Source organism: Comamonas fluminis, from assembly GCF_019186805.1.
Lineage (GTDB): Bacteria > Pseudomonadota > Gammaproteobacteria > Burkholderiales > Burkholderiaceae_C > Comamonas > Comamonas fluminis.
The window spans coordinates 4,054,476-4,071,986 of record NZ_CP066783.1 but is presented as its reverse complement, the minus strand read 5'-3'; the positions used below and the strand labels follow the sequence as shown (position 1 = coordinate 4,071,986).

Below are 17,511 nucleotides of genomic sequence, written 5' to 3'. Positions count from 1 at the left end.
AAAATCTAGCAAAGATAACGATCTCTTGCTCCTGAAGTTGAAGCCCTCCATGCCCGCTCGTCAGCCTGTCGGAACCGCCGCCCCCAAAGTCACCACTACGCGCCGCAAGCGCGTCCTGCCTGACGCGCAGGAGGCCGAGGTCTTTGCGGTAGAGCAGGTCAATGCCAGCTTTCTGGAGTCCTTGCTGGGCTACAACGCACGCCGCGCATCGCTGTCGCTGGTGGGGGTGTTCGTCAAATGCATGGAAGGCTTTGATCTCAAGATCGTGGAGTTTTCCCTGCTCTCGCTAGTGGGCAGCAACCCCGGCATCACCTCGCGCCAGCTGTGTCAGCAGCTTGATGTGCTGCCGCCCAATATGGTGGGCATGATCGACGCCATGATGCGGCGTGGCTTTCTGGAGCGCCGCCGCCACCCGCACGACGGGCGCGCCATGGGCCTGTACCTGACGGAGCAGGGGCGGGCGCTGGTTGATCAGGCCGAGCCTCAGCTCAAGGCCAGCGAGCAGGCCTCGCTCAGCCACCTCAGCGCTGAAGAGCAGGCGCAATTGATGGCCCTGCTGCAAAAACTCTATCGCTGAGGAATGGCAAGGCCTACAGGTGCGGCAGCAGCACGCAGAGGGTGCTGAATCAGCCACAGCCCGCGTAATGAGGCTGCTCAGATGTGCGGGATACGTCGATAATGTCCGGCATCATGCAGATTCGCTTTACCAAGATGCAGGGCGCGGGCAATGACTTTGTCGTGCTCGACGAAACACAGGGCCGCCTGGGGTTGAGCGCCGCTCAGTACCGTTATCTGGCCAACCGCCATTTCGGTGTGGGTGCCGACCAGATTCTGACTGTGCGCCCGGCGCCAGCCGAAGGGCTGGACTTTGAATATGTGATTCACAACGCCGACGGTGGCGAGGTGGAGCAGTGCGGCAATGGCGCGCGCTGCTTTGCCCGCTATGTGCATGACAAGGGGCTGACCGACAAGCGCGTGATCAAGGTTCAGACCCTGTCGGGCGTCATTGCCCCCGAAATTCATGGCAATGGCCGCGTGACCGTCGATATGGGCGCGCCCGAGCTGAACCCCGCCAAGGTGCCTTTCAATAGCGAAAGCTTGCAGCCTGAATTGCTGGGATCTGCGCAAAAGTGGCCTCTGGCCCTTGATGATGGTGCGCAGGCTGCTACTGTATGGATAGCACCTGTTTCCATGGGCAACCCCCATGCCGTGCAGACTGTGGAGGACGTAAACACCGCCCCCGTCGAGCTGCATGGCCCGCTGATTGAGCGCCATGCGCGTTTTCCGCAGCGCGTGAATGCCGGTTTCATGCAGATCATCAACCGTGGCGAAGTGAAGCTGCGCGTCTATGAACGCGGCGCGGGCGAGACACTGGCCTGCGGCACAGGTGCCTGCGCCGCTGTGGTGGCAGGCATTGGCTGGGGGCTGCTGGATTCACGAGTGGATGTGCACACCCGCGGCGGCTTGCTGACCATTGAATGGGCAGGTGGTGCGCAGGATCGTGTGCGCATGACCGGCCCCGCAGAATTTGTTTTTGAAGGCCAGATCGACATACCCGAGACGCTATGAACAGCTTGACCGATATTGCAGTGACCGAAGAGTCGATAGCCGACTACCTCCAGCAAAACCCCGAGTTTTTCGAGCGTCATGCCGAGATGCTGAATGGCGCGCGCCTGGTCAGCGGTCACGGCCCGCGTGCCGTGAGCCTGCAGGAGCGCCAGGCCGAGATGCTGCGCGAAAAGATCAAGGGGCTGGAGCACCGCATCATGGACATGATGCGCAACGGCAGCGAGAACGCGGCCATTGCCAACAAGATTCACCAGTGGACGCATGCGCTGGTCAAGGTGCAGGACCTGCGCGAGCTACCCCATGCGCTGACGGCCAGTCTGCAGCATATTTTCGATGTGCCTCAGGTCGCGCTGCGCCTGTGGAATGTGGCCGGTGCGCATTCAGGCACGGTGTACACCATGGGTGTGAGCGAGGATGCAAAGGCCTTTGCCGCATCGCTGACCATGCCGTTTTGCGGCCCGAACATGGGGTTTGAGCCCGTCAACTGGTTGCCCAGCCCCAACGCGGTGCAGTCTGTGGCGCTGCTGACCCTGCATGACGGAGCCATGGACAGCACCTCCAACAGCTTTGGCATGCTGGTGCTGGGCTCCGCCGATGCGCATCGCTTTGATGCCACGATGGGCACGGAATTCCTCTCGCGCATTGCCGAGCTGGCCAGCGCCTCGCTGTCGCGCATGCGCTTGCCTGCCCTGACTCTGGCGCACGGGTAATCACGCGCATGGGCTTGCCGCAAGAGGGTGAGCAGCTCTCGTTTGAGGAGCAGCTTGCACAGCTGCCAGAAGTGGCTCACCGCTATCTGGAGCATGTGCATGTGCAAAAGCGGCTGGCCGAACGCACGCACACGCTGTATGCGCTGGACTTGATCAAGCTGCAGCAATTTGCCCAGCAGGCCGGGCAGCAGGGGGCAGAAGGGCTGCTGGGCCTGCAGCCCGCTCATATCCGCCGCTTTGCTGCGCAAATGCATAGCGCAGGACGCAGCCCACGCGGTATTGCGCTGATTCTTTCTGGCTGGCGCAGCTTTTTTCGCTGGGCGGCGCAGCAGGAGCTGGTGCCCTTCAACCCGGTGGAAGGCGTGCGCGGCCCCAAGGCGCCCAAGCCCTTGCCCAAGGCGCTGGGGGTGGACGATGCTGTGCAACTGGCCAGCTTCCATAACGCCGATGCCGATCCGTGGATTGAAGCGCGGGATGCGGCCATGACAGAGCTGCTCTACAGCTGTGGCCTGCGTGCGGCCGAGCTGGCGGGCCTGGATGTGCGGCCTGATTCGCAAACCCTGCAGCTGGGGCATGGCTGGATAGATCTGGAAGCGGGCGATGCCCATGTGCAGGGCAAGGGCAGCAAGCGCCGCATTGTGCCCGTGGGGCGCATGGCGGTGCAGGCGCTGCAGGCATGGCTGGCCCAGCGCAGCAGTGCTCTGGCAGGGGCGGTGCAGGCCAAGGCACAGCAGGAAAGCGCACTGTTCATTGGCCGCCGCGGAGAGCGGCTCAGCACCCAGTCCATCTGGGCGCGGCTTAAGCTGCGCGGGCAGCAGGCGGGCCTGGCATCAGGCGTGCATCCGCATGTGCTGCGCCACTCCTTTGCCAGCCACATGCTGCAGTCCAGTGGCGATTTGCGGGCGGTGCAGGAGCTGCTGGGGCACTCCAGCATCACCACCACGCAGATCTATACCCGGCTGGACTTTCAGCATCTGGCCCAGGCCTATGAAAACGCCCATCCGCGTGCCCGGCGGCAGGAAGGCGGCGACAAGCCAGCCTCCAAACGCGGGCAGGGGCGAGATGCTGAAGATTAGAGAATTCCTGATTTGATAGCTGACAGCGTTTTACCTTTAATGGGTTCAGGCTGTTTTGAATTGATTTTCCGGGCAGCCCTGCTGCCGATAAGCGCTTGAAAGCGCCGCTACACTCCCCAGCTGTTATGGGAACGTCTCCACGTTCCAAGGCGGTGCTACGGCGCCGCGCATGTTTTCAGGGCTGGCGCATCAGGCGACAGACCGCAGCAAGAGGTTTCAAAGCATGGCTCTCATTCCAGTCACTATCCTCACGGGCTTTCTGGGCTCGGGCAAAACCACGCTGCTCAAGCGCGTGCTGCACGAATCCCACGGCATGAAGATTGCCGTGATCGAGAACGAGTTCGGTGAGGAAAACATCGACACCGACATTCTCAAGACCGAATCCAAAGAGCAGATTCTGCAGATGAGCAACGGCTGCATCTGCTGCACCATCCGTGAAGACCTGCGCGAAGCCCTGCAACTGCTGGCGGCCAAGCGCCGCAAGGGCCTGGTGGACTTTGACCGCATCGTCATCGAAACCACCGGTTTGGCCGACCCCGGCCCTGTGGCTCAGACCTTCTTCATGGACGATGAGATTGCCGAGACCTATCTGATCGACTCCATCATCACCCTGGTGGATGCCAAGCACGCCAACCAGCAACTGGAAGACCGCCAGGAAGCGCGCCGTCAGGTGGGCTTTGCCGATCAGATCTTCCTGTCCAAGACCGACTTGGTGACGGATGCTGAAAAAGACGCGCTGATCCATCGCCTCAAGCACATGAACCCGCGTGCACCCATCACGGCGGTGCACTTTGGCGATGTGCCCCTCAAGGATGTGTTTGACCTGCGTGGCTTCAATCTGAACGCCAAGCTGGACATCGACCCCGACTTCCTCAAGGAAGATGAGCACGACCACAGCCATTGCGACCACGACCACGGCAAGTGCGAGCACGATCATGACCACGCACACGATCACGGCCATGAGCACAAGCACGACGAACACTGCGGTCATGAGCACCACGACCACGAGCATGGCGAGCACTGCAACCACCCCCACCACCATCACTACGACGATGATGTAAAGAGCTTTGTCTATCGCGCCGAGCGCGCCTTCGACCCTGCCAAGCTGGAGGATTTCCTGGGCGCAATTGTGAATATTTATGGCCCCAAGATGCTGCGCTACAAGGGCGTGCTCGACATGAAGGGCACCAGCCGCAAGGTCATCTTCCAGGGCGTGCACCAGCTCATGGGCAGCGATCTGGGCCCCGAATGGGAAGCCGATGAAAAGCGAATGAGCAAGATGGTCTTCATTGGCATCGACCTGCCGCAGGACATCTTCAAGCAGGGGCTGGATCAGTGTCTGGTGTAATTGCCCACTGACTTTCTCATTGCTGACAATGACTGACGGCCTGCAAAGCAGGCCGTTTTTTTGTCCGATAACTCTCGCAAACTGCCACTCTTGGTGAAGAGACCAACCTCGCTTTTGTGGGGTATGTACAACGCATAGGGGACAGGGGAAGCTGCATGGCTACAATGCCGCCCCTAAAGAGGTGGTTGGAGCAATCCAGCCCTGCAATGTGCACCGTACTGTGAGGAGACAGGACGTGAACGCTGTGAAAACCAACAAGCCCATGACTGCAGCCACCAAAGCTGCAGGGACCGCTTCGCGTAATCGCAGCGCTAAAAGCAGCGCCAAGACCTCTTTGGTGGACGCAGCTGAGGGCAGCCCCGAGCTGGTGACTGGCGCAACGCGCAAGGCATCTGTAGCGTCCCAAAACCAACGTTCTGCAAAGCCTCCTGCGCGGCAGCCTAAAACGACAGTTCCGCCGCTGGCCCCTATTCAGGCCAGCGAAGCGGCAACCGAGAGCGAAACGAAAGCTATGACCAACACAAAGCAAGCTGCGACCAAGAAGGATCCCAAGCTGGCCAATGCCTGGAAGACCAAGTCGGTGGAGGAGTTGACCGATGCGGACGTGCTGGCCATGTCTGATGACGACTATATGAATGATGCCCAGCTGGCATTCTTCCGTCGCAAGCTGGTGACGCTCAAGAACGACATGCATGTCAACGCGGGTGAAACTGCGGAAAACCTGCGTGAAGACACCGTGGTGGTGCCCGATCCTGCCGACCGTGCAACCATCGAAGAAGAGCACGCTCTGGAGCTGCGCACCCGCGACCGCGAGCGCAAGCTGCTCAAGAAGATCGACCAGTCCATCGCCCGCATTGATGCTGGCGACTACGGCTACTGCGACGAGACGGGCGAGCCCATCGGCGTTGGCCGCCTGCTGGCTCGTCCCACGGCTACGCTGTCGCTGGAAGCGCAACAACGCCGCGAACTCAAACAGAAGATGTACGGCGATTGATTTGCATCAAGCGCTGACTGTGCACTTGGCTTCAAAGTAGTTGACCATGGCAAAAGAAGAGAATAAATCTGGTGGCTTGTTGTCCAAGGTGGTGCGTTTTGTGCGCCACCCGACGGTCAATTGGTCTGAGCTGGATCATCTGAGCCAGGACAGCGAAGAGAGCCAGTACAGCAAGCAGGCGCTCAAGGAAATGCTGGAGCGCAAGCGCCAGAACGACTTTGTGCGCAAACGTGAGTTCGACACTCTGCGCAAGCTGCGCCAGTCGCAACTGGCGCAGTCTGCCAAGCCGGGCGCCGGGCAGACTCAGCCCGCTCCTGTTGGTGGTACGTCCTTCATGCAGACCGTGCACAGCGGTGAGCACGGAGAGCGCGCGGACACGATCAAGAAGATTGATGAGATCGAAGCGCAGATGGCGCAGCAGTGGTGGCGTGGCAAACAGGCCTCCGATGCCGCCACCATGCCGCTGCAATTGCCGGAAGGCGGCAATGCGCTGCCGTCCTCGTTTCGCTCCCCACCGCCTGGCAGCTCCCCTCCCTTGCTCAGCGATGCTTTGCCCAGCGACTTGAAGCTGCCGGGTCATCAGCAGCCCCCCCTGATTACGGGCACCGGAATTCCGGGGCTGACCAGCATGCGTGGCGATACCGATTTTTCCCCGGGCTTTGCGCCCACGGAAGTCTCTGCCCCCGCATCGGTCAGTATGGTGCCGCCTTCGTTCATCCGCTTCGAGCACGATGCTGCGCTGGAAGAGCCCGCCATCGTGTTTGCCAATGGCGATGTGGAAGGTGCGGAACTGAGCCTCAAGGGCTTGATTGAGCGGCGCAGCCAGGATGCACCAGCGCAGCTGCCGCTGTGGCTGGCGTTGCTGGATCTATACCGTGCAGCAGGCTGGCAGGATCGTTTTGACGATGCAGGCATGGACTTTGCCTCGCGTTTTGGTCGCTCGGCACCGCAATGGTTTGCTATGCCGCAGGAAGCAGGCCAGTTGCGCGATACGGCTGGCGACAGCGCTGCAGCAGTGATTGGGTTTCGCTGGCAGGCGCCTGTCTCGCTGGGTGAATCCAGCTTCAAGGCGCTGCTGGCAAGCAAGGCCCGCAGCCCTGGCCCCTGGACCATGGACTGGAGCGCGCTGGAAGAGATCGAGGCGGCAGTGCTGCCCTTGATGCTGGCAAGCGTGCAGCAGTGGAGCAATGAAAAGGGCGAGCTGATCTTTGCTGGCCATGAACGCCTTCTGTCCGTCATGGGCAAGCACTGCCCGTCCGGTCAGGGCGATGTGGGGCAGGACTGGTGGCATCTGCGCCTGGCCTTGCTGCGTCTCATGCATTTGCAGGATGATTTCGAGCTGATTGCGCTGGACTACTGCGTGACTTACGAGCTTTCTCCTCCCTCATGGGTGGAGCCGCTCAGCCAGTTCCTGCAAGAGGGGCAAAGAGCCACTGAAGCCTATAAGAATTCAATTTTTGGCCCCGACTCCCTCCCTCCAGAGGCTTTGTGGCGTGAAAAAGCCCCGCGCTTTGCTCTGCAAGGCGTGATTGATGGCGATGCACTTCCCTGGCTGGCCGAGGTGCAGGAAAAGGCCAAGCTGGGCGAAGCCATTGCCATTGATTGCTCGCGTCTGGTGCGCATGGACTTTGCCGCGGCAGGTTCGGTGCTGAACTGGGCGGCCGAGATGCAATCGCTGGGGCATGTGCTGCAGTTCAGCCAGTTGCACCAACTGGTGGCGGTGTTCTTCAATGTCGTGGGCATTCAGGAGCATGCGCAGGTGATACCACGACGAGACTAGCTCCCCCTGAGCGGCTGCGCCGCTTCCCCCTCTCTGCTTCGCGGAGGGGGACGACGCCATCGCCGCGAGGCGGCTCTTGCCTGGCGTCTCTGAGATGGGTTGCGCCAGTTTTTGAGAGGCGATCTTCTCTAAATTTTCTTTTTTTGTGCTCTTGAGCTTGTGCTTTAGTGTCCCCATCTGCAAGAGATGGAACAGTTTCACGGCACCACCATTTTGAGCGTGCGCCGCCAGACTCCCGAGGGCGTGCAAGTCGCCATCGGTGGTGATGGTCAGGTCACATTGGGTCACATCGTCATCAAGGGCACAGCGCGCAAGGTGCGCAAGCTCTATCACGGCAAGGTGCTGGCGGGCTTTGCGGGCGCTACCGCTGATGCCTTCACGCTGTTTGAGCGCTTTGAAGCCAAGCTGGAAAAGCACCAGGGCAATCTCACCCGCGCGGCCATCGAACTGACCAAGGAGTGGCGCACCGACCGCGTGCTGCGCAAGCTCGAAGCCATGCTGGCCGTGGCCGATGCCACAACCTCTCTCATCATCACAGGTAACGGCGATGTGCTGGAGCCGGAGCAGGGCATTGTGGCCATTGGTTCGGGCGGCGCGTATGCGCACTCAGCGGCCAAGGCGCTGATCAACAACACCGAGTTGTCGGCCGAAGAGGTGGTGCGTAAGTCGCTGGCGATTGCTGGCGAGCTCTGCATCTACACCAATATGAATCACACGATTGAGACGCTGTAAGCGCTGCAATCATCGAAATTGATAGCTGCTAGCGCTTGATATTCAAGCGCTAGGGGCGAATTTGACTGAGAATTCACATGTCCTCTGCCATGACTCCCCAGGAGATCGTCTCCGAACTGGACAAGCACATTGTTGGCCAGAACGGTGCCAAGCGCGCCGTGGCCATTGCGCTGCGCAATCGCTGGCGCCGTCAGCAGGTAGCCGAAGGCCTGCGCCACGAAATCACGCCCAAGAATATTCTGATGATTGGCCCCACAGGTGTGGGCAAGACCGAAATTGCGCGCCGCCTGGCCAAGCTGGCGGATGCGCCTTTCATCAAGGTCGAAGCCACCAAGTTCACCGAAGTGGGCTATGTGGGCAAGGATGTGGACGCCATCATCCGTGACCTGGCCGAAGTCGCTGTCAAGCAGACGCGAGAGTCGGACATGAAGAAAATGCGTGCCCGTGCCGAAGATGCCGCCGAGGATCGCATCCTTGACGTGCTGGTGCCGCAGGCACGTACCGGCGAAGTCACTGCTGACAACACGGCGCGCCAGGTTTTCCGCAAAAAACTGCGCGAAGGTCAGCTGGACGACAAGGAAATCGAAATCGACATTGCCGAGCAACTGCCCCAGATGCAGATCATGGGCCCGCAAGGCATGGAAGAGATGGCCGAGCAGCTGCGCGGCATGTTCAGCCACATGGGGCAGGAAAAGCGCAAGACGCGCAAGCTCAAGATTGGTGAGGCGCTGAAGCTGCTGACCGACGAGGAAGCTTCCAAGATGGTCAACGACGAAGACGTCAAGACCCGCGCCATAGCGAATGCCGAGCAAAACGGCATTGTCTTCATCGACGAAATCGACAAGGTGGCCACCCGCCAGGAAACCAGCGGCTCCGACGTTTCCCGTCAGGGTGTGCAGCGCGATCTGCTGCCGCTGGTGGAAGGTACATCGGTTTCCACCAAGTACGGTGTGGTGAAGACCGATCACATTCTCTTCATCGCTTCGGGCGCGTTTCACCTGTCCAAGCCCAGCGATCTGATTCCTGAGCTGCAAGGCCGCTTCCCCATTCGGGTGGAGTTGGATTCGCTCTCGGTGCAGGACTTTGAGGCGATTCTCATGCAGACTCACGCCTCCTTGGTCAAGCAGTACCAGGCACTGCTGGAAACAGAAGGCGTGACACTGGATTTCAAGCCGGAAGGTATTACACGGCTGGCCTCGATTGCCTTTGATGTCAATGAAAGTACCGAAAACATCGGTGCCCGCCGTCTGTCTACTGTCATGGAGCGCTTGCTGGATGAAGTCAGCTTTGACGCCGCCAGGCTCTCCGGGCAGACGGTAGTGATAGATGCAGACTATGTCGATCAGCGCCTGCAGGTGCTGAGCAAGGACGAAGACCTGTCGCGCTTCATTCTTTGAGTTTTTGCGCGCTCTCCAGCGAACTGCCCGCCTGTGCGGGCAGTTTGTATTTGTAGGAAAAGTTCGTTTGATAAATACGTTCTTTCCATTGAATTGAATGGTTTCAATTGATGCTTTCTATTAAGGCGTAACTTGCACAGACTTTGCTAAGTGCTTGTAAAGGAAAGGTATTTTGCTTTTACGGGGCTTTTTGAAATGCTCTAAGTGATTGATTTCATTGCAAATAATTGTTCCTTCGGGTTTGGTGAGCTGCGAAATTGCTGATACAGTGCAAAAAAGTGCAATTAAGTGGTGAAAACTGCCCTCGCGGCCCAATTTCGGGAGGCGAGTGGCTCCAGATGACCGGAGTAGCTGGCCGTGTTTCAAGGGGCGTCTTCATTGAATCTCGATGGGAAGGGGAGGCTTTCAGTGCCTACCCGGCATCGTGACGCCCTGTTGTCCATGGCCGAGGGGCAGGTGACGTTCACCAAACACCCTCATGGCTGCCTGATGCTGTTTCCCCGCCCCGAGTGGCTGAAGTTCCGCGAGCGCATCGCCCAGCTTCCCATGAGTGCTCAGTGGTGGAAGCGGATTTTTCTGGGTAACGCCATGGATGCAGAGATGGATGGCACTGGCCGTTTGCTGGTGTCGCCCGAGTTGCGTGGGGGAGCGGGTTTGACCAAGGAAGTGGTGTTGCTCGGCATGGGCGATCACTTCGAGCTTTGGGACAAAGCCACTTATGAAGCGCGTGAAGTGGAAGCGATGCAGCAGGAAATGCCAGCAGCTTTCCAGGATTTTGTTTTTTAGGAAGAGACGTGCTTGTGAATCAGCCGTTGCAACATATCACCGTCCTGCTCGATGAAGCTGTCGACGCTTTGCTGGGTGGCGCAAGCCAGCCGCCAGCGGGTGACTGGGTGGATGCAACGTTCGGCCGCGGAGGACATTCCCGGCTCATTTTGCAGCGACTAGGGCCGGATGGCCGGCTGATTGCGTTCGACAAGGATCCGGACGCAATCGCTGAAGCGGCGCGCATCAACGATGCGCGTTTTTCGATTCGGCATGAAGGGTTTCGTCACCTCGGCGATTTGCCTGAAGGCAGTATTCAGGGTGTGTTGATGGACCTGGGGGTGAGTTCTCCCCAGATCGACAATCCTGACCGAGGCTTCAGCTTCCGTTTCGATGGGCCGCTCGATATGCGCATGGACACCACGCGCGGGCAGAGCGTAGCCGAGTGGCTGGAAGATGCAGAAGTGCATCAGATTGCGGAGGTGATACGTGACTACGGCGAAGAACGGTTTGCTGGCCCCATTGCAAAGGCGATTGTTGCTAGGCGCGAGAGCCAGGGGCCATTACGTACCACCGGTGAGCTTGCCCAACTCGTGGCTGGCCAGGTCCGGACCCGCGAGGCTGGGCAAAACCCGGCAACACGCACCTTCCAGGCTTTTCGGATTTTCATCAATGCAGAGCTTCAGGAGCTTGAACAAGCGCTAGAGGCCAGCCTGCGTGTGCTGGCGCCCGGTGGGCGTCTGGCGGTCATCAGCTTTCACTCGCTGGAAGACCGCATCGTCAAGCAATTCATTGCCAAGCACTCCAAAGAGGTCTATGACCGCCGTGCGCCGTTTGCCGCGCCCACACCCATGCGTCTGAAGGCGCTGGAGCGCATCAAGCCCAGTGCTGCCGAAGTGGATGGCAATGCGCGTTCACGCTCTGCCGTGATGCGCGTGGCTGAGCGCACGGAGGTGCCCGCATGAAGCAAAGCCATGCCTTGCTGAGCATGGCTGGGAAAGGCCTGCCATGCTGCGCATAAATCTGCTGCTGCTGCTGGCTGTGATGATGAGCGCTCTCTTTCTGGTGGGCACTCAGTACGAATCGCGCAAACTGTTTACCGAGCTTGACCGTGCGGAAAACGAAGCGCGCCGCCTGGCAACAGACCAGCAGCGGCTGCAAGTGGAAAAGCGTGCCCAGGCGACGCCGCAGCGCATTGAAACGCTGGCGCGCGACAAGCTGCAGATGAAGCAGGCTTCGCAGGCCATTACGCAGTATGTGCAGGACGGCAATCCCGCAGGAGTTGCCCAATGACACGCAGCGTGCTCTACACCACCAGTCCGCTGCTGGCGTCCAAGACGCCGCTGTGGCGCAGCAAGTTCATTGTGGCGGCACTGGCGCTGGGCTTTGTCGGGCTGGGTGCGCGTGCGGCCTATGTGCAGGTCTTCGGCAATGATTTCTTCAAGCGCCAGGGGCTGGTGCGTTTTGCGCGAACTCTGGAGCTGCCCGCCAACCGCGGTCGCCTGCTGGACCGCAATGGCCTGATTCTGGCCTCCAGCGTTCCCGCCGCCAGCATCTGGGCCATTCCTGAAGACGTGGATCTCAAGGACCCAGAAGTTCAGCAAAAGCTCAAGCAGGTCGCCAAGCTGATGGAGATGCCGCTGCCAGCGCTGCTGGACAAGCTCGATGACGAGGACAAGAGCTTTGTCTGGGTCAAGCGTCAGCTCGACTGGGATATCGGTCAGCAGATCGTTGCCCTCAATATCAAGGGCATTTACAACCGCAAGGAATACAAGCGCCAGTACCCCGAGGGTGAATCGGCAGCTCACATTGTTGGTTTTACCAACGTGGAAGACCATGGCCAGGAAGGCATGGAGCTGGCGTTTGACAAGGATCTGGCGGGCAAGCCCGGTTCACGCCGTGTGATCAAGGACCGTCTGGGCCGCGTGGTGGAAGGTGTGGGCGACGAGGTGCCGCCGCAGGACGGCCAGGATATTCAGCTGTCCATCGACAGCAAGGTTCAGTACTACGCCTACCAGAAGCTCAAGCAGCAGGTGCAGGAGCAAAAGGCCAAGGCTGGCAGTGTGGTGGTGATGGATGCCCATACGGGTGAACTGCTGGCACTGGCGAACTACCCCAGCTATGACCCTGGCCACCGCAAGAATCTGACGGGCGAGCAGCTGCGTAACCGTGCGCTGACCGACACCTTTGAGCCAGGCTCCACCATGAAGCCGATTACCGTGGCCGCGGCGCTGGAGCTCAAGCGCGTCAAGCCCACGACCATTATTGATACATCGCCCGGCCGCTATACGGTGACCGGCGCCACCATCACCGACACCCATAACTATGGCGTGCTGACGGTGGAAGGTGTGATCCAGAAGTCCAGTAACGTGGGCGCGACCAAGGTGGCGCAAAAGCTGACTCCGCAGGAAATGTGGGAGTACTTCAGTGCACTGGGCTTTGGGCAAAAGCCGCAAATCCAGTTCCCCGGTGCGGTCTCGGGCCGCCTGCGTGCCTGGAAAACCTGGAAGCCGATTGAGCAGGCCACCATGTCCTACGGCTATGGCCTGTCGGCTTCGCTGTTCCAGATGGCGCGCTCCTATACCGTGTTCTCTAACGACGGCAATGTCATCCCGTCCACGATTTTGAAGACCTCAGAGCCGCCCGTGGGTGTGCGTGTGATCTCCAAGGAAAATGCCGCCGCCGTGCTGCACATGCTGCGCCTGGCTGCCGGGCCCGGCGGTACAGGCCAGAGGGCTCAGGCCGAGGGCTACACCATTGGCGGCAAGTCGGGTACGGCCCGCAAGCAGGTGGGGCGCCACTATGCCGCGGGCAAGTACCGCGCGTGGTTCACCGGCATCGCCCCCATCGACAAGCCTCGCATCATCGTGGCCGTGATGGTGGATGAGCCCACTGCTGGCTCCTACTACGGCGGTACGGTGGCAGGCCCTGTTTTTGCGGACGTGGTCCAGCAGACATTGCGTTTCATGGGCGTTCAGCCCGACAAGGAAGTCAAGCCTCAGATTGTGGCTGCACCACCTGAGGAGCCTGTGCTATGAGCACTCCTATTCAAACTTTGAACAACGCAGCCGAGGCCGTCGCCTGGCTGCGTACTCGCGTGCAGGGTGACTTGCAGACCGACAGCCGCAAGGTCAAGACTGGCGATGCCTTTATTGCCTGGCCCGGTGCCGCCACCGATGGCCGCGCATATGTCGCCAAGGCTCTGGAGCAGGGCGCTGCAGCCGTGCTGGTGGAGGCCGATGGTCTGGAAGCGTTTGGCCTGAACAGCGACAAAGTCGCTGCCCTCAAGGGTCTGAAGGCTGCAACTGGCTTGATTGCCGATGAGTGGTTTAGCCACCCAAGCACCGAGATTGACGTGCTGGCGGTTACTGGCACCAACGGCAAAACCACTACAGCCTGGTGGCTGGCTCATGCACTATCAAAAGTGAAGCTGAATGAGCGCATGGGCTGTGCGCTGGTGGGCACTCTGGGTGTGGGCGTTCCACCTGCACTGGAATCCACCGGCATGACCACGCCGGACCCTGTGCTGCTGCAGCGTGAGTTTCGCAGCTATGCCGATCGGGGTCTTGCGGCCTGTGCGATTGAAGCGTCATCGATTGGCATTGTCGAGAACCGTCTGGACGGTAGCCATATCCGTGTGGCCTTGTTCACCAATTTCACGCAAGACCATCTGGACTATCACGGCAGCATGGAAGCCTATTGGCAGGCCAAGGCTCAGCTGTTTGACTGGCCAGGGCTGCTGGCTGCGGTGGTCAATATTGACGACGCGCATGGCGCCAAGCTCTGGGCCAAGCTGCAAGCCAGGCAACTGGATGTCTGGAGTGTTTCCATTCAAGGCCCTGCACGTCTGCAGGCCAAGGACATCAGTCAGGGTGAGCAGGGCCTGAGCTTCACCGTGCTGGAAGCGGGTCACAGCCTGCGCATGAACACACGCCTGGTCGGGCAGTACAACGTCTCCAATCTGCTGGGGGTGCTGGCTGCATTGCGCAGCCTGGGGCTGACACTGGATGAGGCCGTGGCAGCTTGCGCGCATCTGGAGCCTGTTCCTGGCCGCATGCAGCAGATCGCCAAGGCCAACCTGCCACTGATTGCGGTGGACTACGCACATACGCCCGATGCGCTGGAAAAAGCCCTGCGTGCCTTGCAGCCCGCAGCGCAGCAGCGCGGCGGCAAGCTGTGGTGCGTGTTTGGCTGCGGCGGCGACCGTGACAACAGCAAGCGCCCTTTGATGGGCCAGGCCGCGCAGACCTATTCGGACTGCGTGTATGTCACCAGCGACAACCCACGCAGCGAAGTGCCCGAAACCATCATCGACCAGATTCTGGCTGGCATGAAGCAGGGCGACGCCTTGCATGTGCAGGCCGACCGCGCAGCCGCGATTGCCGAAGCCATTGCCCGTGCGGATGCCCGCGATGTGGTGCTGATTGCAGGCAAGGGTCATGAAGATTATCAGGAGACGAAGGGCGTTCGCCATCCGTTCTCCGACATGGACGAGGCGCAGAAGGCGCTGTCAGTTCGCGAAGGAAAGATGCGGTCATGATGACCTTGGAAAAAGCGCTGGAGCTGATCCAGACGCATATCCCCCAAGCCAGGCTGGTCGGTAACGGCAAGCTGGAGGTGGCGCGCGTGCACACGGATACACGCACGCTGCAGAACGGGGATTTGTTTGTGGCTCTCAAGGGCGAGCGTTTTGACGCCCATGAATTCCTGCCCCAGGCGCAGGCAGCCGGGGCTGTTGCTGCTATCGCCAGTCATGGGCTGGAGGCTGCAGGCATGTCCGGCATTGAAGTGCCCGATACCTTGCTGGCACTGGGCGCTCTGGCCCGTGCATGGCGCGCGCAGTTTGATTTGCCACTGATTGCCGTGACCGGCAGCAATGGCAAGACCACTGTGACACAGATGATTGCTTCCATCCTGCGTGCCCATGTGGGGGGGCCAGGTGATGCAGCACTGGCCACGCGCGGCAATTTCAACAACTCCATCGGCATGCCGCTGAATCTGCTGCGCATGAGCGGCGAGCATCGCATTGCCGTGCTGGAGATGGGCATGAACCACCCCGGCGAAATCGCCGAGCTGGCTGCCATCGGTCAGCCCACAGTGGCACTGGTGAATAACGCCCAGCGTGAGCATCAGGAATTCATGGGAACGGTGGAGGCCGTTGCCCGCGAAAACGGTTCGGTACTGGGTTTTCTGCCTCAGGATGGCGTGGCCATTTTTCCCGCAGGTGATGAATACACGCCGCTGTGGATGCAACTGGCGGCCGGTCGCACTTGCCTGATGTTTGGCGAGGCAGCCGATGGGGCTCAGGTCTTTGCCAGCGATGTGCGCTGGGACAGCGGTGCCTGGAGCCTGCAACTGAACACGCTGCAGGGCGCAGCTTCCGTGCAGTTGCATATTGCAGGCCGTCACAACGTACGCAATGCGCTGGCTGCAGCAGCCAGTGCCCATGCGGCTGGCGTATCTCTGGTGGCGATTGCCAGGGGCTTGTCGGCCTTTGAGCCGGTGACAGGTCGCTCGCGTGCGCTGGCTGTGCAGGTCAATGCTCAGAGCGTTACGGTGGTGGACGATACCTATAACGCCAATCCTGACTCGGTTGCGGCTGCGATTGCGGTGCTGGCCGAGCTGCCCGCACCCCAGTTGCTGGTGCTGGGCGATATGGGCGAGGTGGGTGATAACGGCCCGCAGTTTCATGCCGAAGCCGGTGAGCTGGCCAGACAGGCGGGTATTGCCCATTTCTTTGCTCTGGGCGAACAGAGCAGGTTTGCAGCGACTGCCTTTGGCAGCGGTGCTCAGCATTTTGAGAGCATGACCGCCCTTCAGCAGGCGGTGTGCGCAGTTTTACCCAAGGTAGGTAGTGTGTTGGTCAAGGGTTCGCGGTTCATGAAGATGGAGCAAGTAGTGCAGAGCATTGAGGCCTGCGCAGATGGCAAACAGGGCAACTGCGGGGAGGCCTCCACATGCTGCTGATGCTGGCTCAATGGTTGCAGAGTATCTCGCCGGAATTTGGTTTTCTGCGTGTCTTTCAGTACCTAACACTGCGCGCCGTGATGGCCGCGCTTACTGCCCTGTTGATTGGTTTGCTGGTGGGCCCCAAGGCCATTCGCATGCTGACTGCACTCAAGATCGGCCAGCCCGTGCGCGGTTATGGCATGGAAACGCACCTGGTCAAAAGCGGCACACCCACCATGGGCGGGGTGCTGATTCTGTTTTCGATTGCGGTGTCTACCTTGCTGTGGTTTGACCTGTCCAACCGCTTTGTCTGGATTGTGCTGCTGGTCACGCTGGGCTTTGGCGCCATTGGCTGGGTAGATGACTGGCGCAAGGTTGTGAACAAAGATCCCGAGGGCATGCGCTCGGGTGAGAAATTTTTCTGGCAATCCGTCATTGGTTTGCTGGCTGCGCTGTATCTGGTGTTCTGCATTTCCGAGAACAACAACTCTGAGGTGTTTGCGCTGTTCATTTCCTGGGTGCAGTCTGGCTTTTCTATGGACTTGCCGCCCAAGGCCGGCTTGCTTGTTCCCTTCTTCAAGGAAATCAGCTATCCGCTGGGCATGCTGGGCTTCATCATCCTGACCTACATCGTGATTGTGGGCACCAGCAATGCCGTGAATTTGACGGATGGCCTGGATGGACTGGCCATCATGCCCGTCATCATGGTGGGTACCGCGCTGGGCATTTTTGCCTATGTGACGGGCAACGCGACCTATGCCAAATATCTGCTGTTCCCCAGCATCCCCGGAACGGGCGAGCTGATGGTGTTCTGCGGGGCTATTGCTGGTGCAGGTCTGGCCTTCCTCTGGTTTAACGCGCACCCTGCGCAAGTTTTCATGGGCGATGTGGGCGCACTGGCACTGGGCGCGGCACTGGGCACGATTGCTGTGATCGTGCGTCAGGAAATCGTGCTGGCCGTGATGGGCGGCATCTTTGTGGCGGAGGCAGTGTCTGTGATGCTGCAGGTGACTTACTTCAAGTACACCAAGAAGCGCTACGGCGAAGGCCGCCGTCTGCTGAAAATGGCGCCGCTGCACCACCACTTTGAAAAGAGTGGCTGGAAGGAAACGCAGGTCGTGATTCGTTTCTGGATCATCACCATGCTGCTGTGCCTGCTGGGTCTTTCGACTCTGAAGCTGAGGTAATCGC

General features: G+C 59.9%; 16 protein-coding genes. All 16 read left to right on the top strand.

Annotated elements, in window-relative coordinates:
- Window positions 1–49 precede the first annotated feature (49 nt).
- Window positions 50–577, top strand: coding sequence for a MarR family winged helix-turn-helix transcriptional regulator (locus JDW18_RS18800; RefSeq protein WP_218241105.1), 528 nt, complete (start codon window positions 50–52; stop codon window positions 575–577).
- A 113-nt stretch (window positions 578–690) separates the two neighbouring features.
- On the top strand, window positions 691–1,569 hold the full coding sequence (gene dapF / locus JDW18_RS18795) for a diaminopimelate epimerase (RefSeq protein WP_218243980.1): 879 nt from the start codon (window positions 691–693) through the stop codon (window positions 1,567–1,569).
- On the top strand, window positions 1,566–2,279 hold the full coding sequence (locus tag JDW18_RS18790; RefSeq protein WP_218241104.1) for a DUF484 family protein: 714 nt from the start codon (window positions 1,566–1,568) through the stop codon (window positions 2,277–2,279). Before dapF ends, JDW18_RS18790 begins: the two co-directional genes overlap by 4 nt.
- Window positions 2,280–2,287: 8 nt before the next feature.
- A complete protein-coding gene (locus tag JDW18_RS18785) occupies window positions 2,288–3,355 on the top strand; it encodes a tyrosine recombinase XerC (protein ID WP_218241103.1) in 1,068 nt (355 codons plus the stop codon).
- Window positions 3,356–3,578: 223 nt separating this feature from the next.
- The gene (locus tag JDW18_RS18780) at window positions 3,579–4,703 is read left to right on the top strand and encodes a CobW family GTP-binding protein (protein WP_218241102.1); all 1,125 of its coding nucleotides are present in this window, start codon (window positions 3,579–3,581) and stop codon (window positions 4,701–4,703) included.
- A gap of 235 nt (window positions 4,704–4,938) precedes the next feature.
- The gene (dksA, locus tag JDW18_RS18775; protein ID WP_218241101.1) at window positions 4,939–5,697 is read left to right on the top strand and encodes an RNA polymerase-binding protein DksA; all 759 of its coding nucleotides are present in this window, start codon (window positions 4,939–4,941) and stop codon (window positions 5,695–5,697) included.
- A gap of 46 nt (window positions 5,698–5,743) precedes the next feature.
- Window positions 5,744–7,477 carry an STAS domain-containing protein gene (locus JDW18_RS18770; RefSeq protein ID WP_218241100.1) on the top strand — a complete coding sequence of 578 codons (1,734 nt, stop codon included), beginning with the start codon at window positions 5,744–5,746 and terminating at the stop codon, window positions 7,475–7,477.
- A 186-nt stretch (window positions 7,478–7,663) separates the two neighbouring features.
- A complete protein-coding gene (hslV, locus tag JDW18_RS18765; protein WP_218241099.1) occupies window positions 7,664–8,209 on the top strand; it encodes an ATP-dependent protease subunit HslV in 546 nt (181 codons plus the stop codon).
- Between the two features lie 77 nt (window positions 8,210–8,286).
- Window positions 8,287–9,606: an ATP-dependent protease ATPase subunit HslU gene (gene hslU, locus JDW18_RS18760; RefSeq protein ID WP_218241098.1), complete on the top strand. Its 1,320-nt coding sequence runs from the start codon at window positions 8,287–8,289 to the stop codon at window positions 9,604–9,606.
- Between the two features lie 357 nt (window positions 9,607–9,963).
- A complete protein-coding gene (gene mraZ, locus JDW18_RS18755) occupies window positions 9,964–10,392 on the top strand; it encodes a division/cell wall cluster transcriptional repressor MraZ (RefSeq protein WP_218241097.1) in 429 nt (142 codons plus the stop codon).
- 14 nt (window positions 10,393–10,406) lie between these two features.
- Window positions 10,407–11,336: a 16S rRNA (cytosine(1402)-N(4))-methyltransferase RsmH gene (rsmH, locus tag JDW18_RS18750; protein WP_218241096.1), complete on the top strand. Its 930-nt coding sequence runs from the start codon at window positions 10,407–10,409 to the stop codon at window positions 11,334–11,336.
- A 43-nt stretch (window positions 11,337–11,379) separates the two neighbouring features.
- Window positions 11,380–11,664: a cell division protein FtsL gene (ftsL, locus tag JDW18_RS18745; protein ID WP_218241095.1), complete on the top strand. Its 285-nt coding sequence runs from the start codon at window positions 11,380–11,382 to the stop codon at window positions 11,662–11,664.
- A complete protein-coding gene (locus JDW18_RS18740) occupies window positions 11,661–13,409 on the top strand; it encodes a peptidoglycan D,D-transpeptidase FtsI family protein (RefSeq protein ID WP_218241094.1) in 1,749 nt (582 codons plus the stop codon). The genes ftsL and JDW18_RS18740 overlap by 4 nt, the downstream gene beginning before the upstream one ends.
- Complete coding sequence (locus JDW18_RS18735) at window positions 13,406–14,911, top strand: UDP-N-acetylmuramoyl-L-alanyl-D-glutamate--2,6-diaminopimelate ligase (RefSeq protein ID WP_218241093.1); 1,506 nt, start codon at window positions 13,406–13,408, stop codon at window positions 14,909–14,911. The genes JDW18_RS18740 and JDW18_RS18735 overlap by 4 nt, the downstream gene beginning before the upstream one ends.
- Window positions 14,908–16,338, top strand: coding sequence for a UDP-N-acetylmuramoyl-tripeptide--D-alanyl-D-alanine ligase (locus tag JDW18_RS18730; protein ID WP_218241092.1), 1,431 nt, complete (start codon window positions 14,908–14,910; stop codon window positions 16,336–16,338). The genes JDW18_RS18735 and JDW18_RS18730 overlap by 4 nt, the downstream gene beginning before the upstream one ends.
- On the top strand, window positions 16,329–17,507 hold the full coding sequence (mraY, locus tag JDW18_RS18725) for a phospho-N-acetylmuramoyl-pentapeptide-transferase (protein ID WP_218241091.1): 1,179 nt from the start codon (window positions 16,329–16,331) through the stop codon (window positions 17,505–17,507). The genes JDW18_RS18730 and mraY overlap by 10 nt, the downstream gene beginning before the upstream one ends.
- Window positions 17,508–17,511: the final 4 nt, after the last annotated feature.